We start from the raw sequence: 23,067 nt of genomic DNA, 5'->3' as shown, positions 1-23,067 counted from the left end.
AGGGTGATCACGGGGAGGAGTGTGCCGCATCGGCACGCAGGCTGCGTGCCATGGCCAGGATGCGGCGCACCAGGGCCAGCCGCTGGCGTCGCAGCGACCGCTCGTGATCTGTGGGGGCGAGGGGGCCATAGCGCAGGGCATCCAGTTCGTTCAAGGTCCGCAGCAGGTCTCCTTGTGTGGCCGACAGTGCGGGTTCATGGCCAGGGGGGGCAGCGTTGCGCCAGTGCCGGGCCAGATGGGCTTGCCATGCCGATGCCGGTGCGGGCGCGGGGCCCGCAGGCGGAGGCACCAGGGCCGACAGCGCGTGGTGGACGTGGGTCATCGGACGCAGCCAGGGCTGAGCCCGGGGGCGCTCCCGGCCCAGCCAGGCCACCAGACTGCCACCCAGTGCCAGCGCCGAGAGCGCCACGGCCAGGGCCTGCGCCAGTTGGGTCCAGTCCGGCTGGGACCATCCCAACTGGCGCATCAGGTCCATCTGCTGTCCTCGGGCGTACTGCAGAACCCAGACGTTCCAGCGATGGTCCACGGCATCCCAGGCATCGCGCAGGCGCCTCAGTGCAGCAGGATCGAGCTCGCCCAGCGGCCCGGGCAGCCCGGCCAGTGGCCGCACGCGCAAGGGTTGTTCAACCCGTTCCGGCGCCACGGCGGCTGTGGGGTCCACGCGGATCCAGCCCTCTTCAGGCGACCAGACCTCGGCCCAGGCATGCGCGTGGCTGTTGCGGACGATGTACTGGCCGTCCAGCGGGTTGAGGTCGGCACCCTGGTAGCCCGTCACCACCCGGGCGGGCACGCCCATGGCGCGCATGACCACGGTGAATGCGGTGGCAAAGTGTTCGCAAAAGCCGGCGCGACGGTCCATCCAGAAGTCGTCGATCAGATGCGGGGTGGTGGTTTGAGACGGCCCGCCCGGGCTGAGGGTGTAGCGGTAGTCCTGCTGCCGGATGTGGGCCAGCACGCCCGCACTCAAAGAGCGAGCCGATGCCTGCGTCCAGGGCGCTTGTTGCCGCCATTGGCGCGCCCATGCCAAGGTGCGAGGGTTGTAGCCGGGAGGCAGACGAAGCCATCGGCTCATGTCGGCCTGGTGCCCCACAGGCCCCTGTTGCGCGATGGGATAGGCCACGGCCTGGATCTGGATGCGCCGGTTCATCCCGCCCAGGCGAACCCAGTCCAGACCGGTGCGAAAGAGTTTCAAGTCCGGGCTCGCGGCCACGGGTGCAGCCTGGGCGGTCCCCTCGATCAGGGGCAGCACCTTCAGCATCGACGGCTCCAGGGTGGCGGTGTAGGACCAGGCCGGCCCCTTGAACGCCACCGGTGGCAGGCCGCGAAAGCGTGCCGGCGTCCAGGTGCGTCCGTCAAAGTCGTCCAGGGTGGGGCCCCGCATGTACATCTGCGAGGGCAGCGGGCGCGGCCCCTGGAACGCCAGTCGCATGGCGATGCTGTCGTCCTGGGACAGCTCGGAGACCTCGCCCAGTTGCAGCGTCTCGGACAGGCCGGTGCGTGCTCGCGCCTCGGTGGGCATGGCCCACAGGGGGCCGATGCGCGGAAACAGCACGAACAGCACCAGCATCAGTGGCAGGCCCCATAACATGGCCCGCAGGGCTTCCGTGCCCACCTCGCGCAGGGGCGGGCGTCCCAGCGGACGCTGCCCGAGGATCAGAGACGACAGCAGGCTCCAGACCGCCACCAGCATCAGGGCGGCGGTCCCCAGGCCCTGGCTGTAGATGAACTGCGTGAAGATGAGAAAGAAACCCAGATAAAGGCAGACCAATGCGTCGCGCCGGGCCCTGAGTTCCAGGGCCTTGAGCGTGGTCAGGATCACCACCAGGGTGATGCCAGGCTCTCGTCCGATCAGGGTCCGGTAGGTCAGCCAGGTCAGGATCAGGGATGCGAGCAACAAGCCCATCAGCCACCAGCGTGAGGGCAGGGGGGCATCCCGCCAGGCCAGGTAGGCCCGATACACCAGCGCCACGGTGGCGCCCACCCCGGCCCACCAGGGCAGCCGGGGCAGATGAGGTGTCAGGACCAGCGCCAGCGCGGCCAGCAGCCAGAGCGTGTCCCGGGCCTCACGGGTCAGGGCCTTCCATCGCAGAGGCAGTCCATGGCGCAAGGACGCGATCATGTGTCCACCTCGCCACGGGCAGGGGGACCCCATTGGGCCAGGGTGTCCAGGCAGCGCTGTAGATGGGCATGGCCATGTGCGCAAGGCAGGCTCACACCAGGAAGGCGCAGCCCGTAGATCTGGCCGTCATGCTGAGCCTGCTGCTCGGCCATCACCAGCCATGCGGCCAGCCGGCTGAGGCGTGCTTCCGTGGCCAGGCCATGGGCGTCTTCCCAGTCGATCCACAACTGCTGCCTGGCCTGGGCCGGGTGGAAGCGGCTGACCGGATTCAGCCCGGAGGCCATCCGGGTGGCAGACTTCTTCCAGGCCACTGTGCGCAGGGCATCGCCACGCTGCCATTCCCGGACCTCCTCGGGCAGCGGTGCGGCCATGTGCTGTGCCGAGGTGGGCCGGTCGCCTTCGCCTCCCGGCCCGCTGGGCAAGGGCGGGGCGTGAGGCTCCAGCGCAGGCCAGATCAGCACGGCAGGCTCGGCGCGCCAGTAGGCCCAGGCCGTGAACAGGCCCAGGGGGTAGGTGCTCTCCACGCGCCAGCGGGGGAGCAGCATCCAGCCGCGTTGCGTCGTGGGCACGCTGACGTGCACATGGGTCTGCTGATCGGCGCCGACGTCGCAGGGCTGGCCTGCCAGCGTCAGACCGTGCCGGCCACGGCGGCGTGAGCGGGCGTCCAGCACCACATGGGCCTGCAGGGGCTGGCCTGCATGCACACTGGCGCTGGGCCCCAGGGTCAGGCTCAGCCCACGCAGATTGCCATGTGTCAGCCACATGGCTGACAGGCCGACACCGCCCAGCAGGAAGGCCAGGGCGTAGGCCAGGTTGAGCTGCTCGTTGATGGCCGCCACCAGCAGCACGGCCACCACGGCGGCATAGACCCAGCCCCCTTTGGCCGGAATGATGTAGACATTGCGCTGGGTGAGCGTCAGCTGGTTCTGCCGGGGTGAGCGGCTGTCGATCCAGCGCCTCCAGCGCGATTGCCAGGCCGTGAGCATGCGCACCCCGTTGCTCAGGGCACGGGCACGGCCGCCAGCAGGGCGCGAGCCTGTTCGGCCTGGTTGCCGGGGCGGCTGGGCAGTGGCACCAGCCGGTGTGCCACGGCGTTCACCCACAGGGCCTGCAGGTCCTCGGGCGACACATGGTGGCGGCCCTGCAGCAGTGCGCGGGCGCGGGCCAGTTTCAGCAGCGAGAGGGCCGCACGCGGGCTGAGGCCCTGAGCACACCACTGGCCGTTGCGGGTGGCTGCCACCAGGGCCTGCAGGTAGTCGAGCAGGGCATCCGAGACGTGGATATCGTGAACAGCCTGCTGACTGGCTTGCCATTGCGCCGGGCTCAGCACGGCCGCCAGTGCCTGCAACTGCGCTCGGCGATCTTCTCCGCGCAGCAGTTGTCGTTCGGACTGGGCATCCGGATAGCCCAGGGAAATGCACAGGGCAAAGCGGTCGAGTTGAGATTCGGGCAGAGGATGGGTGCCCAACTGCTCGGTCGGGTTCTGTGTGGCCAGCACGAAGAACGGGCTGGGCAGGGGGCGGGTCAGCCCGTCCACCGACACCTGCCGCTCCTCCATGGCCTCCAGCAGCGCGCTTTGAGTGCGCGGACCGGCACGGTTGATCTCGTCGGCGAGCAAGACCTGCGCAAAGACCGGCCCCGGATGGAAGACGAAACCCTCGGTGGCGCGCTCATAGACACTCACCCCCAGCAGGTCGGAGGGCAGCAGGTCGGCCGTGAACTGCACTCTCGAAAAGCTCAGGCCGAGCGAGCGGGCCAGCGCCTGGGCCAGTGTGGTTTTGCCCACGCCGGGGATGTCCTCGATCAACAAGTGGCCGTCTGCCAGGAGGCAGATCACGCTGAGCTCGATTTGCTCTCGCTTGCCAATGACGATCGTGCTAATCTGGTCTACGAGTTTTTGCAGCATGTCGTCACCATACATGAAACAGCCACAGACAGTGGCGCGGAGACATCGCCATGGCGACCGGATATTTCACACATGAGGCCTGTCGTCGTCACGACATGGGTGAGGGGCATCCCGAGTGCCCGGCGCGGCTGGTGGCCATCGATCAGCAACTGAGATCTCAAGGCCTGGATGCGGTGCTGCAGCACCGCGAGGCCCCCGAGGTCACGGTCGAGCAACTGGGGCGCGCCCACGATACCAACTATGTGCTGGGCACGCTGGACATCCTGCGGCGCCTGCAGGAAAACGGGGACCACCGACACCTGGACCCCGACACCGTGGCCATGCCCGATACCCTGAATGCGGCTTTGCGGGCGGCCGGTGCGGCGGTCGCGGCCACCGATGCCGTGATCGACGGCACCTTCAGCAATGCCTTCTGTGCCGTGCGCCCACCGGGACACCACGCCACGCGGCATGAAACCATGGGTTTTTGCTTTTTCAACAATGTGGCTGTGGCGGCTCGTCATGCGCTGGACGACCGGGGCATGCAGCGGGTCGCGGTGGTCGACTTCGATGTGCACCACGGCAATGGCAGTGAAGACATCCTCTGCGATGACGACCGTGTCCTGATGGTGGGTCTGTTCCAGCACCCGCTCTATCCCTTCACGGGCACACACCCCCTGGGGCGCAATGCGGTGAACGTGCCTCTGGCACCTCGCTCGGACGGCACGTTCGTGCGAGAAGCGGTCCTTCAGAAATGGCTGCCGGCGCTGGAGGCCTTCAAGCCCCAGATGATCTTCATCTCGGCGGGCTTCGATGCCCATCTGGAGGACGATGTCGGTGGCCTGCGGCTGGTCGAGGATGACTACATCTGGATCACGCAGCAGATCATGGATGTCGCGCGCCGTCATTCGGATGGGCGGGTGGTGTCCTGCCTGGAGGGGGGCTACAACCTGTCCGCCCTGGGGCGGTCTGTGGCTGCGCACATCAAGGTGCTCACCGGCGCGAGCTGATCGGTCTGGGTCAAAATAGACCCATGACCGTGACACCTCATTCTGCTCATCCGCTCACTGCCGACGAACTGGCTCAATTGTGGCGCCAGCTTCAGCAGCCCTCGGCCTTGCTGGAGATGGGCGTGCTGCTGGGCTGTCTGGGCTTGGCTTGGTTGATGGTGCGTCTGTGGCGCGGCAAGGAGGCCACTGCAGATTCCATCTGGTTTGGCAAACATGTGATCGACGGCGTGCTGTTTCCTGCATTGGCGCTGGTGCTGGCCTTGGGCGCGCGCCGTGTGATGTTCGATCAGGTGCCTCTGGCCGTCTTTCGGCTGGTCATTCCCATCTTGTTGTCGCTGGCGGCCATCCGCCTGACGGTCAAGGTGCTCAGGGCGGCGTTTCCGACCTCGTCGGCCGTGGCGGCCATCGAGCGCACCGTGTCCTGGCTGGCCTGGGTGGCGACTGTGCTGTGGGTCACCGGCATCCTGCCTTTGCTGCTGGAAGAGTTGGACGGCATCAGTTGGAAAGTGGGCAGCACCACGCTGAGCCTGCGCAATCTGATCGAAGGCTCGCTCTCGGCGGTGCTGGTGCTGATCCTGTCCTTGTCCATCTCATCGGCCATCGAGTCGCGCCTGCTCAAAGGCGCGGGCTCCGACAACCTCTCCTTGCGCAAGATTGCCGCCAACGCCATCCGGGCCCTGCTGCTGTCGATCGGGTTGATGCTGGCCCTGTCGGCCGCCGGGGTGGACCTGACGGCCCTGTCGGTGCTGGGGGGTGCGGTGGGTGTGGGCCTGGGCTTTGGGCTGCAGAAACTGGCCGCCAACTACGTCAGTGGCTTCGTCATCCTGGCCGAGCGCAGCCTGCGCATCGGGGATCTGGTCAAGGTTGATGATTTCGAAGGACGCATCACGGACATCAACACCCGCTACACCGTGTTGCGTTCCTCGCAAGGGCGCGAGGCGATCGTGCCCAACGAAATGCTCATCACACAGCGGGTCGAGAACGCCTCGCTGGCCGACAGCAAGCTCATGCTGACCACCACCGTGCAGGTCGCCTACGGCACTGACCTGGACTGGCTCAGGCCATTGCTGCAGGCAGCGGTGGCGGCGGTGCCCCGCATCCACCAGACACCCGCGCCGGGGGTCTACCTAACCGCCTTCGCGTCCGACGGGCTGGAGCTCACCATCCACTGCTGGCTGAAGGACCCCGAGAACGGCCAAGTGGAGCCTCGCTCGGACGTCAATCTGGCCATCCTGCGCTGCCTCAATGAACTGCGCGTGGACATTCCCTATCCGCAACGTGTGCTGCAATGGTCGGCGGGCCATGCACCGCCAGAGGCCCGGCTTGAGGTATCCTCCGCCGCAAGATGATTGAATCGCAACCGACTGCGGCCCTCGATGGCCGGGTGATGATCGCCCTGGCGCTGCTGGCCTCCTGTGTCTCCACCTGGCTGCTCGGGCTGGGGCTGGTGTCAGCCTTGTGCTGGGGGGCGCTGGTGCTGGCCGTCGTGCTCTGGCGTACCCGCCCTCGGGACGTGCCCTCCGATCCGGGGGCGGTGCTGTCACCCGCCGATGGCCGCGTCGTCAGCATTGGCCGAGTTCGCGATCCCTACACCAACCGTGAGGCGCTCCTGATCAGCGTCTTCATGAATGTGCTGGGCACACCGGCACACCGCGCCTGTGTCGATGGTGTCGTGCGGCACGTGCGCCGCATGCCGGGCTTGAGAGAGGCCTCGGCCTCCGATGTGTCCGCACAGCCGGCCAGCAACGCGGTGGTCATCGATGCGCACGGTCGCACGGTGACCCTGGTGCAGGTGGCAGGTCGCATCGCCCGGCGTGTGCTGTGCCATGTCAAACCCGGCGATGTCCTCACGCGGGGTCAGCGTTTCGGTCAGAATCGTTTTGGTTCTCGCATCGACATGTACTTGCCCATTGATGCCTTGCCGCTGGTGGCCCTGGGAGACCGGGTGCTGGCCACCACCACCATCGTGGCGACCTTGCCCAAGGCCTGAGTTCCTTACCCATGACGCAAATCCCCCCCACCGAGCCCTCCCGCGCGGATGATCTGGACGACAACGACGAGTTGCCGCGTCCTCGCCGCAAGGGCATCTACATCCTGCCCAACCTGTTCACCCTGGCGGCCCTGTTCGGGGGCTTCTATGCCATCGTGATGGCCATGAACGGGCAGTTCGAGCAGGCGGCCTACGGCATTTTCTGCGCCATGGTGCTGGACAGCCTGGACGGTCGGGTGGCCCGCATGACCAATACCCAGAGCGCCTTTGGCGAACAGATGGACAGCCTGTCGGACATGGTGTCCTTCGGGGCGGCGCCTGCACTGATCGTCTATGAATGGGCGCTCAAGGGCTTGGGCAAGCTGGGCTGGATTGCCGCTTTTGTCTACTGCTCGGGCGCAGCCTTGCGTCTGGCGCGCTTCAACACCAACATCGGCGTGGTCGACAAGCGTTTCTTCCAGGGCTTGCCCAGTCCAGCCGCTGCGGCGCTGGTGGTGGGGCTGATCTGGGTGGTCACCGATTGGGGCCCTGCGGGGCGGACCCTGGCCTGGATGCCCTGGCTGGCGTTTTCGTTCACGCTTTACGCGGGCTTGACGATGGTCACCAACGTGCCTTTCTACAGCTTCAAGGACGTGAGCTTCAAGCGCACCGTGCCCTTCATCGTCATCGTGGCCATCGCGCTGAGCATTGCCATCATCAACCTGCATCCGGCGGGGGTGCTGTTCTCGGTGTTTGTCGTCTACGGGGTGTCGGGTTATGCCGTCTTCGTGTGGCGCCGACTCAAGGGCAAGCCGGTGAGCGTGATTTCCACCTCGACCGATGAGCCCGACGAGGCCGGGCTGCACCGCTGATGGCCTTTTCCAGGGCTTTTGCCCATCCCTGATCGACATCGTGCATGGTATATTTCCAGCCATGAAGTCGATCCAACGTCCCTTGTCGCTACGACTGTCAGGAGTGCCCCGGGCGCGTTGATTTTCGACGTCTGTACGCAGTACATCTTGAGAACCTCGTCATCACGGCCCGCCAAGCGCTTCTTGCGGGCCGTTTTGTTTTTGGCAACCTTGTTTCACAGCCATGGCGGCCCCGGCGCTGCTCAGCCCCGCTCCCTGGTTTCCTGAACACCTTGCCACCGGAAAGACCACCATGACCGACAAGCTCATCATTTTCGACACCACCTTGCGTGACGGCGAACAATCGCCTGGCGCTTCCATGACGCGTGAAGAGAAACTGCGCATTGCCCGCCAGCTCGAGCGCATGAAGGTCGATGTGATGGAGGCGGGGTTTGCCGCGTCGTCCAACGGTGACTTCGAAGCCATCAAAGCCATCGCCGACGTCATCAAGGATGTCACCGTGTGCTCGCTGGCGCGTGCCAATGACCGCGACATCAGTCGCGCGGCCGAGGCGCTCAAGGGCGCCAACTCCTGGCGCATCCACACCTTCATCGCGACCAGCCCGCTGCACATGGAGAAGAAGCTGCGCATGTCGCCCGAGCAGGTGCTGGAGCAGGCCAAGGCCTCGGTGCGTTTCGCCCGCAACCTCACCTCGGATGTCGAATTCTCGGCCGAAGACGGCTACCGCTCCGAGATGGATTTCCTGGCTCGTGTGTGCGAGGCCGTGATCAATGAAGGCGCCACCACCATCAACATCCCCGACACGGTGGGCTACGCCATCCCGGAGCTCTACGGCAACTTCATCAAGACGCTGCGCGAGAAGGTGCCCAACTCCGACAAGGCCATCTGGTCCGTGCACTGCCACAACGACCTGGGCATGGCTGTGGCCAACTCCCTGGCCGGCGTGAAGATCGGCGGTGCCCGCCAGATCGAGTGCACCATCAATGGCCTGGGCGAGCGTGCCGGCAACTGCGCGATGGAAGAAGTCGTCATGGCCATCAAGACCCGTCGAGACTACTTCGGCCTTGATGTGGGGCTGGAGACCACCCAGATCATGCCTGCCTCGCGTCTGGTGTCGCAGACCACCGGTTTTGTCGTGCAGCCCAACAAGGCCGTGGTGGGGGCCAATGCCTTTGCGCACGCCTCGGGCATCCACCAGGATGGCGTGCTCAAGGCACGTGACACCTACGAGATCATGCGCGCCGAAGACGTGGGCTGGGCCGCCAACAAGATCGTGCTGGGCAAGCTCTCGGGCCGCAATGCCTTCAAGCAGCGCCTGCAGGAGCTGGGCATCGACCTCGACTCCGAAGCCGAGATCAACGCCGCCTTCACCAAGTTCAAGGAACTGGCCGATCGCAAGAGCGAGATCTTCGACGAGGACATCATTGCCCTGGTGGGAGATGAGAGCGTGACCAGCGAGCAGGAACACTACCGCCTGGTGGCCCTGTCGCAGCGCTCCGAAACCGGCGAGCGCCCGCATGCCCGCGTCGTGTTTGCGGCGGGCTCCCAGGAGCACGTCGCCGAGAGCGATGGCAATGGCCCGGTCGACGCCTCGCTCAAGGCCATCGAGTCGGTGGCCAAGAGTGGCGCCGAAATCGTTCTCTATTCGGTCAATGCCATCACCTCGGGCAGCACAGAATCGCAAGGCGAGGTCACCGTCCGTCTGCAGCACAGTGGTCGGGTGGTCAACGGCGTCGGCGCAGATCCCGACATCGTGGTGGCTTCTGCCAAGGCGTATTTGTCCGCGTTGAACAAGCTGCACAGCAACGCAGAGCGGGTCGCGGCACAGGGGTAACCCCAATGGGAGTGGCCTTGTGAGCGAGGCCACTTGATGAAATGCGCGTAAGTCATTGATCTGGCGCGTGTTTCTAATTACACTTGTGTCACGTCGAAAGGGTTTGTCGTGGTAGATCAGAAGTTCAAGCTTCGCTGGCTGGTTTCAGCCTTGATGTCCGTCCTGGCCGTGTCCTGGGTTGCCCAGGCTGATGCTGCCACGACGCGTCACAAATCCAGTCGGACGCAGGCAGTCACCAAGACCTCCGCCAAGAAGGTGAAGGTCGTGAAGATCGTCAAGATCAAGAAGGTGCAGCGCACGGTCAGCAAGTCCAAGTCCCGTGCCCGCGTGGTGGCTGCCAAGAGCTCGCGCAAGGGGGCTTCCGTGATGGCCCGAGCCTCTCAGGTGCAGGCGCCGCGCAGCGGCATTGTTCGTGCTATGGCCAGCGCAGATGATCTGGCCGTGCCGGCGCGTCTGGTGCCGGTGTCGGTCCATGCGGCACCGCCCGTCACATCCACAGGCCGCACCATCATCGCTTCGCCGTCTATGTCGGCGGCGTCGGGTGCTTCCTTCGGGCAGATCTATGGCCTGCATCACACGGCCGATCCGCTCGACCTCAAATCCAGCGTGGCCCTCGTGATGGACCAGGACACCAACGAGATCCTGCTGGCCAAGAACTCCGAAGCCGTCCTGCCCATCGCTTCGCTGACCAAGCTGATGACGGCCCTGGTCGTGGTCGAGGCCCGCCTGCCCATGGACGAGACCATCACCGTCACGCAAGACGATGTGGACACTGAAAAGAACAGCAGCTCGCGTCTGGCCGTGGGCACCACGCTCACGCGCGGTGAGGCCTTGCACCTGGCCCTGATGTCCTCCGAGAACCGGGCTGCACACGCTCTGGGGCGTCACTACCCCGGCGGCCTGAGCGCCTTTGTGACTGCCATGAACGCCAAGGCCCAGCAACTGGGCATGCGTGACACCCATTACGTGGAGCCGACGGGTCTGAGCAGCCAGAACCAGTCCAGCGCGAAGGATCTGGCCAATCTGGTCAAGTCTGCGTCTCAACAGGCGCTGATCCGTGAGCTCTCCACGTCCACCGGGTATGCCATCCAGCGGGGCGCTCGCCAGATCCAGTTCCACAACACGAACAGTCTGGTGCGCAACCCCACCTGGGACATCGGTCTGCAAAAAACGGGTTACATCGTGGAAGCCGGGCGTTGCCTGGTCATGCAGGCTCGCATGGCGGGGCGCAAGCTGATCATGGTGTTCCTGGATTCCTCAGGCAAGTATTCGCGCCTGGGTGATGCGGAGCGTGTGCGTCGCTGGATCGAAACGGCGGGTCGCCACAGCGGTCCATCGGCCGCCATGCAGGTGACGTCACAGCCCCGATCCTGATGGGCTTGCGGCCCGCCTTTTGCGTGGGTGCAAGTCATGCCAAAGGCGCCCTGGAGGGCGCCTTTTTAATTGGTTCATGATGCATTTCCGGGGGGCGGTGTCACCTGATGTACTCTTTGTCGATGCAGAGCGGGGCGCGGGCTGAACCGACTTCCGGGCGGGCTTCAATGTGGGTGGTTCCGTCTTCGACGGAACTGCCCTGCGGTGCTTCCCATGGGCTTGTGCCGTGGAACTCGCTTCGCGGCTGACGCCGCTGCGCTCGCACAACCACGGCAAGTCAGATGACGATGCGTGCTGCGCACGCCAAGCCCATGGCTGCGCTCCTCGGCACCCACAAGGCGCCCGCCCGAAAGCCGGCTCAGCCCTTCTTCGCCCCGCTGGTGGCATGCCGAGACCGCCACGGGTACGGCTCGCGCGCTTTGAACGTGAAAGCCAGGGCGGCGGATGAATGAGTTGGGAGCGATCACACGAAGGCCTCTATGTCGTTCGTCCATGGGTGCGAAAGCGCAGCGACCATGGCACGCCAGGACGTCTACGCAGGCCACCAGCGGGGCGATCAAAGGGGTGAAGGGGCACGCGGCCGGGCGCCTTGTGGGTGCCGAGGAGCGCAGCCATGGGCTTGGCGCGCGTCAGCGCGCTTCGTGAACATGCTTGCCGTGGTTGTTCGAGTGCAGCGGCTGAAAGCCGCGGAGCGAGTTCCACGGCACAAGCCCATGGAGAGCACCGCAGGGAAGTCCTGCCGCAGGCAGGACCACCCACATTGAAGCCCGGCCGCGTGCCCCTTCACCCCGCGCCCCGCGCTGCACCGCAAAAGCGCAAGATCGCGATGCATGCAAAACGGCGCATGGTTGTGTGTCCAACCCCCTCTGGTGAAAAGAGGGGGCATGTGATCAGGCCTGATCGGCCACCGGCCAACCCATCAGGGCCGAAATGCGTGAGGTGGTGTTCTGCAGGGCAGCGCTGACATCGACCACCGACGTGCCCGTGACGCTCAACGAGCCAATCACCTGACCGGCATCGTTGAAGACCGGGGCGCACACACAGGGTGCGCCACCCGCATGGGTATCGTCGGTGCCCGTGAGCACGCCGCTCTGACGCAATTGCTGCAGATCCAGCGCCACGGCTTCGGGGCGATGACCCTGCAACTGACACAGATGATTGACCTGTGCCAGCGAGTCCTTGATCAGCATGGTGCGACCGGGGAGGGTGTCTGTCAGGGGCGCGCGGCCGGTGGTGACGCGCTGCATGGTCACGCCGTGACGTTCCTGCATGGTGCGCGCCAGACACACGCTTTCGTGGTCCTGGCGGGCATGCAGACTCACGGACAGGCCCGTGAGGCGGTGCAGCTCCAGCATGGGCTTGAGCGACTCTTCCTTGAGGTCCAGTCGAGAGCGAACGAGATTGCCCAATTCCAGCAGGCGCAAGCCCAATCGGTAGCTGCCAGGGCCGGCGCGTTCAACATAGCGACCTGCCGCCAGATCGTTGAGGATGCGGTGCGCGGTGGACGGGTGCAGACCCGTCTGAGCACTGATGTGTTTGAGTGATACAGCTTCCTGGCCCTGTGCCAGGGTGTCCAGCAGCGCAAACATCCGGCTCATCACCTGGATGGATGTGGACTGTGATTTGGGTTCGTTCATCGGGATTCCCCTCCATGACATCCCATTTTGAAATGTGGGATCCATGCTCAATCGGCGGAATAATCCCCCTCACAGGGGTGATTTGTCACTCAAGTGCTCCAGTGAGTTGTTCGAGACTGGAACCTCTTCGCATTCCTGGCCTCTACTGGAGCACCATGCACCTTTTCTTCCCCAAGCTGTTGCGTCATCTGAGCTGTGTCGTCGTTCTCGGTTTGGGGGGCGGGCTGGCCTTGGCTCAGGAGCCAGCCGTCAAGGCGTCCGGCGCCAATCCTGCTGCGGCGGAACTGTCTGCATCGTCCGCGCCTGCTGCGCGTCCCCAGGCACCTGTCAAGCGAAGCTGGGCGGCGGTTCCTCGGGTGTTCGGCAAGCTGTCGTCCAGGGATGTGGGCCTGGTCATCAACACCGACGATCCCTACTCCGTGAAGATCGGGGAATACTACGCTCGCGCCCGAGGCCTGGCAGATGACCAGATCCTGCGGGTGAGTCTGCCGATCCAGTCCACCTTGAGTCGGGACGAGTTCAATGAGCTGTCCCGCAAGATCGATCAGTTCTATGGCGACCGGGTGCAGGCGCTGGCCCTGGCTTGGCGCTTGCCTTATGGCGTGGAGTGCAACTCCATCACGGGCGCATTGACGACGGGTTTTGATCCCGCGCTGTGCAGCCGCACCTGTGCGCCCTCCAGGCCATCGAGGTACTTCGGCTCGCCCTCCACGAGGCCCTACCAGGACTACAAGATGCGGTTGAGCATGCTGCTGGCCGCGCCCAGCGTCGACGAAGGCATGGCCCTGATCGATCGAGGCGTTCGCTCCGATGGCACCCTGGGACTGAAAGGCGCCCCCCCGGCCAATCTCCATTACGTGACCACCTCTGACAGCGTGCGCAGCGTTCGTCAGTGGTTCTTCCCGCCGGCGGGCCCGCTGGCGGGGCTCAACACACAGGTGTACCTGGACCAGACCGACGCCCTCAAGAACGCCTCTCGCGTGCTGATCTACATGACAGGTCGGGCGCAGGTGGATTTTCTGGACACCAATGAGTTCTTGCCCGGGGCGCTGGCGGACCATCTGACCTCCTTTGGCGGCATGCTGGACAAACCGCACGGTCAGATGACGGTGCTGTCGTGGATCGGTGCGGGCGCCACGGCCTCGTATGGCAGCACCACCGAGCCCTGTTCGCACTGGCAGAAGTTTCCGCATCCCCAGGCCCTGTTCCTGTTTTACTCACAGGGCGCCACCGCCATCGAGAGCTACTGGAAGAGCGTGTTGTGGCCCCAGCAAGGTCTGTTTGTGGGCGAGCCGCTGGCAGCGCCCTTTGATCGGATCCGCGCCGACAAGGACAAGGCACCCACCGCCGCGATGCGCTGAGGGGGCAAGCCGGGCGCAAAGCCCCTTGACTCACATCCAGCGCGCGCGCCAGCCGATCCACAGCTTGCGCCAGGGGCCCAGTGCCACGCGCTGTCGCAGCACGGCATAGCCGGCTTGCTGCAAGTCGTCCATCAGGGCCAGATGCAGGTGTGCCAGAACCTGCAGCGGGCGGGTAGCGCGACGCTCTGAGGCGGGCCATGCACGGGTCTCGGCCAGCGCCTGCCGAATCAGGGCAGCGGTGCGCTCATGCCAGGCACCCAGCAGTTGGCGGATCTCTGGTCCGGGTGTGTCCGAGGCCGGGCGCAGCAGTTCATGTGCGCGCACGCCATGGGCCTGCAGCACATCGATCGGGACATGCAGCCAGCCGAGCTGGGCATCCTGGCCGAGCCGCTCCAGGATGTGGGCGCGCCGCAAGGCCACGCCCAGGCGCCGCGCCCAGGCCAGGGTGGCTTCCTGTTGTGCGCCCATCAGCATGACGGCCCCCTGACATGCCGCACCGGTGGTCGCCCAGGCGTGCTTTTCCAGGGTGGCGTCGTCCAGCCAGCGGGTCTGCTGTGTCAAGGTGCGCAGACCGTCGATCTGCTCCAGCCACAAGGCCATGGTCGGCCCGGTGAGGGGGTCGCGTGGTCGGGCCATGGCCATGAGCAAGGGGTGCTGCGGCGGCGCCTTGAAGGCGTCCATCACAGCCTGCGCCCACCAGGCCAACTTGCGATCGGCCACCGACGGGTCGGACACGGTGTAGGGAATGGCGCTGACTTCGTGCCACCACTGGATCCAGGCCTGCAGGCGCTCGCGATGCGGGCCCGCCATCAGCAAGGCCAGGTGCAGACTGCTGCCGGGTCTCGGCACCGTCATCTTGTTATCAGCAGGCATATCCGGACAGGGGTGTGGGCAAGGTGCGCCAAAGTGCGCCAGGAACAGCGCAAGGGTGCGTATTGTCGCCTTGGATCAATTGACATCCACCCCGCGGGGCTTCTACATTACTGACTCACGAGTCAGTAATTTTGACTCTGTTTCACTGGGTGCAAAATGAGCGCCCAGCAGGGTGCATGATGCGTGGCATCGCTCTCATAACGACAATCGATTCATGATTCAGAGATCTCTCTTTTCGACTGGGCGTCTCACGGCCCTGGTGGTGTCTGCCGTGGCACTGGGTCTGACGGGCTGCGACAAGGCCAAGGCGCCTGAAACGCCGGTGCGTGCGGTGCGCACGATGGTGATCGCCGATACCGGCGGCATCCTGGATCGGGAGTTCTCCGGAGAGATCCGGGCGCGTGTCGAGACGCGCCTGTCCTTCCGCGTGCCGGGCAAGATCACCGCCCGGCAGGCCGAGTTGGGCCAGTCGGTCCGTGGTGGGCAGGTGCTGGCCCAGTTGGATGCCGCCGATCTGCGCCTGGGGCAGGAAGCGGCCCGTGCAGGCCTGATGGCCGCACAGGCGCAGGCCCAACAGGCCGCGGCTGATTTCAAGCGTTTCCAGGATTTGCGAGCACAGGGCTTCATCAGTGCCGCTGAGCTGGAGCGCCATCAGACCATGCTCAAATCTGCCGAGGCCTCGCTGGCACAGGCGCGCGCCCAGTCGCAGGTTCAGGGCAATCAGACGTCCTACAGTCAACTGACGGCCACGGCCGCAGGGGTGATCACCTCCGTAGATGCCGAGCCTGGCCAGGTCGTGGCGGCCGGCATGCCGGTGATCACGCTGGCCCACGATGGCCCGCGCGATGTGGTGTTTGTCATCCCCGAGGACCTTTCTGCCGCCGTTCGGCCCCTGGTGGGCAAGCCGGGGGCCCTCAAGGTGAGGCGCTGGGGAAGCGATCGCTGGGTGCCCGCCACGATCCGCGAGATGGCGGCGGCGGCCGACACGGTCACCCGCACCCTGCAGGTCAAGGCCGATGTGGGGGCACTGGATGCCACCCTGGGCCAGACCGCCACGGTGGCGCTGACCGTGCCGGCCCGCATCCGTGAAGGCTTGCGCCTGCCACTGCATGCCCTGACCGAGCACCAGGGCAAGTCGGTGGTGTGGCTGCTGGATCCCAAGTCAATGACCGTCTCGCGCCAGAACGTGATCACGGCCGACGTGAGCGGCAACATCGTGCTGGTGGCGGCAGGTTTGCGCCCTGGGCAGGAGGTCGTGACAGCCGGCGCCCATGTGCTGACGCCGGGTCAGAAAGTCAAGCGCCTGGTGGACAAGGCTGCGGCCGATGCGGCTGCCGGTGCGGTGGGTGCGCAATCGCTGGCAGCCCCTGCGACCGCTGTGAAGTGAGCGCGCTCGCGCCCAGTCGGTAACCCTGTCGAATCCTCCAGACCGCGATGACGTCGAACTCCTCACACACGCCGGACGACCGTCCGTCGACATTCAATCTGTCCCGCTGGGCGCTGGAGCACAAGGCCCTGACGCGCTACCTGATGGTGGCGCTGATGCTGCTGGGCCTGGCGGCCTTCTTCCAGCTCGGACAGGACGAAGACCCGCCCTTTGCCTTCCGCATCATGGTGGTCCGCTCCTATTGGCCAGGCGCCTCCGCCCAGGTCATGGCCGAGCAGGTCACCGACAAGATCGAGCGCACCCTGCAGGAAGTCCCTCATGTGGACAAGGTGCGCTCCTACAGCAAGCCGGGTGAGACCTACTCCCTGCTGCTGCTCAAGGACAGCACGCCTCCGAAGGAAGTCCCCGACATCTGGTATCAGACCCGCAAGAAGGTCAACGACATGCGCCACACCCTGCCGCAAGGGGTGCTGGGTCCGTTCTTCAATGACGAGTTTGGCGATGTCTACGGCTCCATCTATGCGCTGTCGGCCGATGGCTTCTCGGATGAGGAGTTGCGACAGTACGCTGACAAGGTGCGCGGGCAGTTCCTGCACATGCCGGACGTGGCCAAGGTCGAGCTCTTCGGCGTGCAACCCGAAAAGATTTTTGTCGAGATCCCGCAGTTCCGCCTGGCCCAGATGGGCCTGGATCTGAACTATGTGATCGGCCAGCTCAATGCCCAGAATGGCATCGAGGGGGCAGGGGTCTACAGCGGCGACCAGAACACCGTGCAGATGCGCGTGACCGGGGCTTTCAACACCGTTGAGCACATCCGCGCCATGCCCCTGCGGGTCATCAACCCGGTCAACGGGCAGGCGCGCACGGTGCGCCTGGGGGATGTCGCCACGGTCCGCCGTGCTTACGAAAATCCTCCCGTCACCAAGGTGCACCACCAGGGCAAGGAGGTGCTGGCCATCGGCATCTCCATGGCCAAGGGAGGCGACATCATCGCCCTGGGCAAGCGCCTGCAGCAGACGGCGGCCGAGATCAAGGCCGACCTGCCCGTGGGCATCGAGCTTGAACAGATCCAGAACCAGCCCGAGGCGGTGTCCCACTCCGTGGGCGACTTCCTGCAGGTGCTGATCGAGGCCGTGGTGGTGGTGCTGGGCGTGAGCTTTGTCAGCCTGGGCCTGCACACCCGCCCCCTGCGTCTGGACATCTGGCCCGGCATGGTGGTGGCCATCACCATCCCCCTGGTGCTGGCGGTGACCTTTCTGGTCATGTACTTCTGGGGGGTGGGCCTGCACAAGATCTCGCTGGGCGCCCTGATCATTGCCCTGGGCCTGCTGGTGGACGACGCCATCATTGCGGTCGAGATGATGGTGCACAAGCTCGAAGAAGGCTATGACAAGGTTCGCGCGGCGACCGCGGCCTACGAGATCACGGCCATGCCCATGCTCACGGGCACCCTGATCACGGCCGCCGGTTTTCTGCCCATCGGTCTGGCCAATTCGGCCGTGGGTGAGTACACCTTCGCCATCTTTGCCGTCACGGCGGCGGCCCTGATCATCTCCTGGGTGGTCTCGGTGTACTTCGTGCCCTACCTGGGCCAGTGGCTGCTCAAGACCAAGCCCAAGGTGGCTCCCGGGGAGGGCGCTCAGCTGGACCTCTATGACACCCCCTTCTACGGCCGCTTCAAGCGACTGGTGAATTGGTGTGTCGAATACCGTTGGACCACCATCGGTCTGACGCTGGTGTGTCTGGCGCTGGGGGTGGTCGGCATGGGCAAGGTGCAGCAGCAGTTCTTCCCGGATTCCAGTCGTCCCGAGGTGCTGGTCGATCTGTGGTTGCCCGAGGGCAGCAGCTTCGAAGCCACCGAGCGCACCACGCGCCGCTTCGAAGAGCGCATGCTCAAGCACCCGGACGTCAAGATGGTCAGCAGTTGGGTGGGCGCCGGTGTGCCGCGCTTCTATCTGCCCCTGGACCAGATTTTCCCTCAGAGCAATGTGGCCCAGGTTATCGTGGTGCCCAAGGATGCAGCAGCCCGCGAGCGTGTGCGCCATGAGCTGCCCCGCTTGGTCGATGCCGAGTTCCCCGAGGTGCGTGCGCGGGTCAAATTGCTGCCCAACGGCCCCCCGGTGCCTTACCCGGTGCAGTTCCGCATCGTGGGTGACGACATCTCGCAATTGCGCCACTGGGCCGACGAGGCCAAGGCCATCATGCGCCTCCACCCCGACATGCATGGCGTCAACGACAACTGGAACGAATCGATCAAGGCCATCCGCCTGGATGTGGACCAGGCCAAGGCGCGCGCCCTGGGCGTGACCACCCATTCGATCGCTCAGGCCAGCCGTGTGCTGACCTCGGGTGTGACCGTGGGCCAGTACCGCGAAGACGACCGCACCATCGACATCGTGCTGCGCTCACCGCAATCCGAACGTGTCACCCTGGGCGCCTTGGACAACGCCTATGTGCCCACGGCCTCGGGCCGCATGGTGCCGGTGCTGCAGGTGGCCAAGCCCAAGCTGGTCTGGGAGCCGGGTGTGATCTGGCGCGAAGGGCGTCGCTTTGCCATCACCGTGCAGGGCGATGTGAGCGATGGCGTGCAGGGCCCCACGGTCAGCACGGCGCTGTGGCCCCAGTTGACGGAGCTGCAAAAGAAGATGCCAGCCGGGTATCGCGTCGAACTGGCGGGCACGGCCGAGGAAAGCTCCAAGGGCCAGGGCTCCATCATTGCCAAGATGCCCATCATGCTGTTCATCATCTTCACCTTGCTGATGTTGCAGTTGCAGAGCTTCAGTCGGGCGATGCTGGTGTTCCTGACCGGCCCCATGGGGATCGCTGGCGTGGCCGCCTCGCTCCTGCTGCTCAATCGCCCCTTCGGCTTTGTGGCCATGCTGGGTGTGATCGCCCTGATGGGCATGATCATGCGCAACTCGGTCATCCTGATCGACCAGATCGAGAGTGACCGCAGCGCGGGCATGCCGGCCTGGAACGCCATCGTCGGCGCGGCCGTGCGGCGTTTCCGCCCGATCGTGCTGACGGCTGCGGCCGCCGTGCTGGCCATGATCCCGCTCACACGCAGTGCCTTCTGGGGCCCGATGGCCGTGGCCATCATGGGCGGGCTGATCGTGGCGACCGCGCTGACGCTGTTGGCGCTGCCCGCGATGTACGCAGCCTGGTTCAGGGTTCGCCGCCCTGGTTCTGCCGCCTGAGAGAGTTTGCTCGGACGGGGCCCGAGAAAGCGCGCTTTGGCGCGTTAGAATCACGGGTTCCGACCGAATATCGGCTGGATCCTGCTTGCTGACGTCCGGCTTGAAGGATCTGGCCCGCCCGCAAGGGTTCATCCGGTCGTTCGCGCGGGTGGCGAAATTGGTAGACGCACCAGGTTTAGGTCCTGACGCCAGCAATGGTGTGGGGGTTCGAGTCCCCCCCCGCGCACCAAGACGACCGTTCATTGCCAACATTTCTTTTAGTGAGTTCACAACATGGCTGTCACCGTGGAGACCCTGGAAAAGCTGGAGCGCCGCATCACGCTGTCGCTCGCCGCTGACGTCCTCAAGAACGAAGTCGACACCCGCCTGAAAAAGCTGGCTCGTACCGTCAAGGCTGACGGTTTCCGCCCCGGCAAGGTGCCGATGAACGTCGTGGCTCAACGCTACGGCTACTCCGTCCAGTACGAAGTCATCAATGACAAGCTGGGCGAAGCCTTTGCCAAGGCCGCCCAGGAAGCCCAGCTGCGCGTGGCCGGTCAACCCAGCATCGCCGAAAAAGAAGGCGGTCCCGTGGATGGCCAGCTGCAGTTCGACGCCACCTTCGAGGTCTATCCCGAAGTCAAGGTGGGCGATCTGTCGGCTGTCGAGATCGAGCGTGTCAACGCCGATGTCAATGACGCCGCCATCGACCGCACCGTCGAGATCCTGCGCAAGCAGCGCCGCACCTTCGCCCAGCGTCCCGCTGCCGAAGGCGCTGCGGACGGCGATCGCGTGACCATCGACTTCGAAGGCAAGATCGACGGCGTGCCTTTCGAGGGCGGCAAGGCTGAAGGCTTCCAGTTCCTGGTCGGCGAAGGCCAGATGCTCGAAGCTTTCGAAAAGGCCGTGCGTGGCATGAAGGCGGGCGAGTCCAAGACCTTCCCCCTGGCTTTCCCTGAGGACTACCATGGCAAGGATGTGGCCGGCAAGGAAGCCGACTTCCTGGTGACGGTCAACAAGATCGAAGCCCAGCATCTGCCGGAAGTCAACGAAGCCTTCATCAAGGGCCTGGGCCTGGCCGATGGCTCTGTGGAGGCTCTGCGCGCCGACATCCAGAAGAACCTGGCTCGTGAAGTCAAGTTCCGTGTGGCTGCCCGCAACAAGGCTGCTGCTCTGGACGCCATCCTGAAGGTTGCCGAGTTCGACGTGCCCAAGTCCCTGGTGGCTGCCGAAAGCGACCGTCTGGTCGAAAACGCACGCGCTGACCTGAAGGCTCGCGGCATCAAGGACGCCGACAAGGCTCCGATCCCCGCCGAGATGTTCGCCCCGCAGGCTGAGCGCCGTGTGCGCCTGGGCCTGATCGTGGCCGAGCTGGTCAAGAACAACAACCTGCAGGCCAAGCCTGAGCAACTGCAAGCTCACATCGAAGAGCTGTCGCAGAGCTACGAGCAGCCCGCCCAGGTCATCGCCTGGTACATGTCCGACCGCCAGCGCATGGCTGAAGTCGAGGCCGTGGTGATCGAAGCCAACGTGACCGACTTCATCCTGGGCCAGGCCAAGGTGAGCGACAAGACGGTCAGCTTCGAAGAGTTGATGGGCCAGCAAGGTCAGCAGGCCTGATCGTTCTGAGCGCTTCGGCGAGAAGGGCACCTGTTTCGGCAGGTGCTTTTTTTTGGGTGGCTGCATCTTTCCATGCGTCGCGATCTTGCGTTTTTGCGGTGCAGCGTGGGGCGCGGGCCGAGGTGGCCTCTGTCCGGGCTTCACGGGGGCGGTCCCGCTGCGCGGGACACACCTGCGCTGCTCGCGTCGAGGTGGCGTCGGGGAACTCGCTACTCGCCCTTCAGGCGATCCGCTCAGGCAACCCCGACGAGTCAGTTCTTGATGCGCGCTGCGCGCACCCACCCCGACGCTGTGCTGCTCGGCGCCCCCGAGGCGCCCGCCAGAGCCCCCCTCGGCCCTTCATCGCCCCACTGGTGGCATGCAATGAACCCGCTGTGCGGGGAGGGGGCGCTGGCTCTTTAGCTGCCTCCTGACGAGCACCGGAAGGCAGTCCCGCGCAGCGGGACCACCCACTTGAAGCCTGGACAACAGGCCCCCTCCGACCCAGCCCTGCGCTCTCCCGCCAAAACGCTCGATTCCCAACCCCACGTTGTTCAAACCGCACGCAGCGTAAAGACGACATCCCCACTCGAGTGTTATTTCGACCGATAGATGCGCCCCCGGCTGCGGTCATAATGAATTCACACATTGAAAATCCGACTGGAACCCTCATTTCTGTCGAATTGCTTTCAAGGAATCACATGAGCGCACTGGAAACGCAAAACTTGGGCATGGTGCCCATGGTCATCGAGCAGTCGGGCCGCGGAGAACGCGCCTACGACATCTACAGCCGTCTGCTGCGCGAGCGCGTGATCTTTCTGGTGGGCCCGGTCAATGACCAGTCCGCCAATCTGGTCGTGGCGCAGCTGCTTTTTTTGGAAAGTGAAAATCCTGACAAGGATATTTCTTTCTACATCAACTCGCCCGGTGGCAGCGTGAGCGCAGGCATGTCGATTTTCGACACCATGCAGTTCATCAAGCCGGACGTCTCCACCCTCTGCATGGGCATGGCCGCCTCCATGGGCGCCTTCCTGCTCGCCGCAGGGGCCAAGGGCAAGCGCTTTGCGCTGCCCAACTCCAAGATCATGATCCACCAACCCCTGGGCGGCACCCAAGGGCAGGCCACGGACATCGAGATCCATGCCCGCGAGATCCTCAAGACCCGCGAGCAGCTCAATCGCATCCTGGCCGAGCGTTCGGGCCAACCCCTGGAAAAAATCCAGAATGACACCGAACGTGATTACTACATGTCGGCCGACGAGGCTGCCACTTACGGTCTGATCGACAAGGTTCTCGACAAGCGCGGCGCCTGATTCTCCGGGCCAAGGTGGAGCAGAAAAGCCACACCGAGGCCCCGTTCTTTACAGGGTTCCTGACGCACCGGTTTGACTTATCATCAATTGGCCGTCTGCCCACAACTCACACAGGCCGAACACCATGGCTGAGAAAAAAGGCTCCTCCAGCGAAAAAATCCTGTACTGCTCCTTCTGCGGGAAGAGTCAGCACGAGGTCAAAAAGCTCATTGCCGGCCCGTCGGTCTTCATCTGCGACGAGTGCATCGAGCTGTGCAACGACATCATCCGCGACGAGGTGGCCGCAGAGGTGGATGCCGTGGGCAAGCCTGCCCGCAGCGATCTGCCCACCCCGTCCGAGATCAAGACCAGCCTCGATCAGTATGTGATCGGACAAGATGCGGCCAAGCGCACCCTGTCCGTGGCGGTCTACAACCACTACAAGCGCCTGCGCCACATGGGTGCGGTCGGTGAGGGCAAGAAGCCTGAGGTCGAACTGGCCAAGAGCAACATCCTCCTGATCGGCCCCACGGGTTCGGGCAAGACGCTGCTGGCCCAGACCCTGGCCCGCCTGCTGAACGTGCCTTTTGTGATCGCCGATGCCACCACCCTGACCGAAGCCGGTTATGTGGGTGAAGACGTCGAGAACATCATCCAGAAGCTGCTGCAGAACTGCAAT

General features: G+C 64.8%; 17 protein-coding genes and 1 tRNA gene. 13 read left to right on the top strand and 5 right to left on the bottom strand.

All coding sequences use genetic code 11. From position 1 onward, the window contains the following. Window positions 1–7 precede the first annotated feature (7 nt). The 3 genes from VFW84_RS00460 to VFW84_RS00450 are packed head-to-tail and all read right to left on the bottom strand — an operon-like array spanning window position 8 to window position 4,025. Window positions 8–2,119 (bottom strand): DUF3488 and transglutaminase-like domain-containing protein, encoded by a 2,112-nt coding sequence (locus VFW84_RS00460; protein ID WP_329678454.1) that lies wholly within the window; start codon window positions 2,117–2,119, stop codon window positions 8–10. Further along, window positions 2,116–3,105, bottom strand: a complete 990-nt coding sequence (locus VFW84_RS00455) for a DUF58 domain-containing protein (protein WP_329678471.1) — start codon at window positions 3,103–3,105, stop codon at window positions 2,116–2,118. The genes VFW84_RS00460 and VFW84_RS00455 overlap by 4 nt, the downstream gene beginning before the upstream one ends. Before the next feature lie 14 nt (window positions 3,106–3,119). Further along, on the bottom strand, window positions 3,120–4,025 hold the full coding sequence (locus tag VFW84_RS00450; RefSeq protein WP_329678453.1) for a MoxR family ATPase: 906 nt from the start codon (window positions 4,023–4,025) through the stop codon (window positions 3,120–3,122). Between the two features lie 50 nt (window positions 4,026–4,075). On the opposite strand from VFW84_RS00450, the gene VFW84_RS00445 reads away from it, so the two are divergent. The 6 genes from VFW84_RS00445 (at window position 4,076) to pbpG (ending at window position 11,063) form a co-directional block, all read left to right on the top strand. Continuing rightward, the gene (locus tag VFW84_RS00445) at window positions 4,076–5,014 is read left to right on the top strand and encodes a histone deacetylase family protein (protein ID WP_329678452.1); all 939 of its coding nucleotides are present in this window, start codon (window positions 4,076–4,078) and stop codon (window positions 5,012–5,014) included. A gap of 29 nt (window positions 5,015–5,043) precedes the next feature. After that, on the top strand, window positions 5,044–6,363 hold the full coding sequence (locus VFW84_RS00440) for a mechanosensitive ion channel family protein (RefSeq protein ID WP_329678451.1): 1,320 nt from the start codon (window positions 5,044–5,046) through the stop codon (window positions 6,361–6,363). Then, window positions 6,360–7,004 carry a phosphatidylserine decarboxylase gene (locus VFW84_RS00435; RefSeq protein ID WP_329678450.1) on the top strand — a complete coding sequence of 215 codons (645 nt, stop codon included), beginning with the start codon at window positions 6,360–6,362 and terminating at the stop codon, window positions 7,002–7,004. Before VFW84_RS00440 ends, VFW84_RS00435 begins: the two co-directional genes overlap by 4 nt. Before the next feature lie 11 nt (window positions 7,005–7,015). Next, window positions 7,016–7,855 carry a CDP-diacylglycerol--serine O-phosphatidyltransferase gene (gene pssA / locus VFW84_RS00430; RefSeq protein ID WP_329678449.1) on the top strand — a complete coding sequence of 280 codons (840 nt, stop codon included), beginning with the start codon at window positions 7,016–7,018 and terminating at the stop codon, window positions 7,853–7,855. A gap of 292 nt (window positions 7,856–8,147) precedes the next feature. Further along, a complete protein-coding gene (locus VFW84_RS00425) occupies window positions 8,148–9,689 on the top strand; it encodes a 2-isopropylmalate synthase (protein ID WP_329678448.1) in 1,542 nt (513 codons plus the stop codon). Window positions 9,690–9,842: 153 nt separating this feature from the next. Further along, window positions 9,843–11,063 (top strand): D-alanyl-D-alanine endopeptidase, encoded by a 1,221-nt coding sequence (pbpG, locus tag VFW84_RS00420; protein ID WP_329678447.1) that lies wholly within the window; start codon window positions 9,843–9,845, stop codon window positions 11,061–11,063. A gap of 890 nt (window positions 11,064–11,953) precedes the next feature. Here pbpG and VFW84_RS00415 read toward each other — a convergent pair. Continuing rightward, complete coding sequence (locus VFW84_RS00415) at window positions 11,954–12,700, bottom strand: IclR family transcriptional regulator (RefSeq protein ID WP_329678446.1); 747 nt, start codon at window positions 12,698–12,700, stop codon at window positions 11,954–11,956. 155 nt (window positions 12,701–12,855) lie between these two features. Here VFW84_RS00415 and VFW84_RS00410 point away from each other — a divergent pair, with 155 nt between their 5' ends. Further along, window positions 12,856–14,061 (top strand): TIGR03790 family protein, encoded by a 1,206-nt coding sequence (locus tag VFW84_RS00410; protein WP_329678445.1) that lies wholly within the window; start codon window positions 12,856–12,858, stop codon window positions 14,059–14,061. Between the two features lie 30 nt (window positions 14,062–14,091). Here VFW84_RS00410 and VFW84_RS00405 read toward each other — a convergent pair whose 3' ends face one another. Continuing rightward, entirely contained in the window at window positions 14,092–14,916 is an 825-nt protein-coding gene (locus VFW84_RS00405; RefSeq protein WP_329678444.1) for a phytoene/squalene synthase family protein, read from the bottom strand. A 232-nt stretch (window positions 14,917–15,148) separates the two neighbouring features. On the opposite strand from VFW84_RS00405, the gene VFW84_RS00400 reads away from it, so the two are divergent. From VFW84_RS00400 to VFW84_RS00375, 6 genes are all read left to right on the top strand, one after another. Next, window positions 15,149–16,321, top strand: a complete 1,173-nt coding sequence (locus VFW84_RS00400; RefSeq protein ID WP_329678443.1) for an efflux RND transporter periplasmic adaptor subunit — start codon at window positions 15,149–15,151, stop codon at window positions 16,319–16,321. Between the two features lie 47 nt (window positions 16,322–16,368). Beyond that, entirely contained in the window at window positions 16,369–19,518 is a 3,150-nt protein-coding gene (locus tag VFW84_RS00395) for an efflux RND transporter permease subunit (RefSeq protein ID WP_329678442.1), read from the top strand. Window positions 19,519–19,660: 142 nt separating this feature from the next. Next, window positions 19,661–19,747 (top strand) — tRNA-Leu (locus VFW84_RS00390). A 44-nt stretch (window positions 19,748–19,791) separates the two neighbouring features. Continuing rightward, window positions 19,792–21,117 carry a trigger factor gene (tig, locus tag VFW84_RS00385; protein WP_329678441.1) on the top strand — a complete coding sequence of 442 codons (1,326 nt, stop codon included), beginning with the start codon at window positions 19,792–19,794 and terminating at the stop codon, window positions 21,115–21,117. 680 nt (window positions 21,118–21,797) lie between these two features. After that, window positions 21,798–22,409, top strand: coding sequence for an ATP-dependent Clp endopeptidase proteolytic subunit ClpP (clpP, locus tag VFW84_RS00380; RefSeq protein WP_329678440.1), 612 nt, complete (start codon window positions 21,798–21,800; stop codon window positions 22,407–22,409). A 124-nt stretch (window positions 22,410–22,533) separates the two neighbouring features. Continuing rightward, window positions 22,534–23,067: ClpX C4-type zinc finger protein (locus tag VFW84_RS00375; RefSeq protein ID WP_329678439.1), on the top strand; the 534-nt coding region annotated here is incomplete at its 3' end.

Origin of the sequence: Aquabacterium sp., assembly GCF_036279655.1 — a bacterium.
In the GTDB taxonomy this organism is placed as follows: domain Bacteria; phylum Pseudomonadota; class Gammaproteobacteria; order Burkholderiales; family Burkholderiaceae_C; genus Aquabacterium.
This window is presented reverse-complemented; position numbering and strand designations above follow the sequence as displayed.

What these genes read in the sequence shown, in the direction of transcription:
- VFW84_RS00460 (WP_329678454.1), bottom strand. Translation starts at nt 2,119, where the DNA reads ATGATCGCGTCCTTGCGCCATGGACTGCCTCTGCGATGGAAGGCCCTG.
- VFW84_RS00455 (WP_329678471.1), bottom strand. Translation starts at nt 3,105, where the DNA reads ATGCTCACGGCCTGGCAATCGCGCTGGAGGCGCTGGATCGACAGCCGC.
- VFW84_RS00450 (WP_329678453.1), bottom strand. Translation starts at nt 4,025, where the DNA reads ATGCTGCAAAAACTCGTAGACCAGATTAGCACGATCGTCATTGGCAAG.
- VFW84_RS00445 (WP_329678452.1), top strand. Translation starts at nt 4,076, where the DNA reads ATGGCGACCGGATATTTCACACATGAGGCCTGTCGTCGTCACGACATG.
- VFW84_RS00435 (WP_329678450.1), top strand. Translation starts at nt 6,360, where the DNA reads ATGATTGAATCGCAACCGACTGCGGCCCTCGATGGCCGGGTGATGATC.
- pssA (WP_329678449.1), top strand. Translation starts at nt 7,016, where the DNA reads ATGACGCAAATCCCCCCCACCGAGCCCTCCCGCGCGGATGATCTGGAC.
- VFW84_RS00425 (WP_329678448.1), top strand. Translation starts at nt 8,148, where the DNA reads ATGACCGACAAGCTCATCATTTTCGACACCACCTTGCGTGACGGCGAA.
- pbpG (WP_329678447.1), top strand. Translation starts at nt 9,843, where the DNA reads ATGTCCGTCCTGGCCGTGTCCTGGGTTGCCCAGGCTGATGCTGCCACG.
- VFW84_RS00415 (WP_329678446.1), bottom strand. Translation starts at nt 12,700, where the DNA reads ATGAACGAACCCAAATCACAGTCCACATCCATCCAGGTGATGAGCCGG.
- VFW84_RS00410 (WP_329678445.1), top strand. Translation starts at nt 12,856, where the DNA reads ATGCACCTTTTCTTCCCCAAGCTGTTGCGTCATCTGAGCTGTGTCGTC.
- VFW84_RS00405 (WP_329678444.1), bottom strand. Translation starts at nt 14,916, where the DNA reads ATGACGGTGCCGAGACCCGGCAGCAGTCTGCACCTGGCCTTGCTGATG.
- VFW84_RS00400 (WP_329678443.1), top strand. Translation starts at nt 15,149, where the DNA reads ATGATTCAGAGATCTCTCTTTTCGACTGGGCGTCTCACGGCCCTGGTG.
- VFW84_RS00395 (WP_329678442.1), top strand. Translation starts at nt 16,369, where the DNA reads ATGACGTCGAACTCCTCACACACGCCGGACGACCGTCCGTCGACATTC.
- tig (WP_329678441.1), top strand. Translation starts at nt 19,792, where the DNA reads ATGGCTGTCACCGTGGAGACCCTGGAAAAGCTGGAGCGCCGCATCACG.
- clpP (WP_329678440.1), top strand. Translation starts at nt 21,798, where the DNA reads ATGAGCGCACTGGAAACGCAAAACTTGGGCATGGTGCCCATGGTCATC.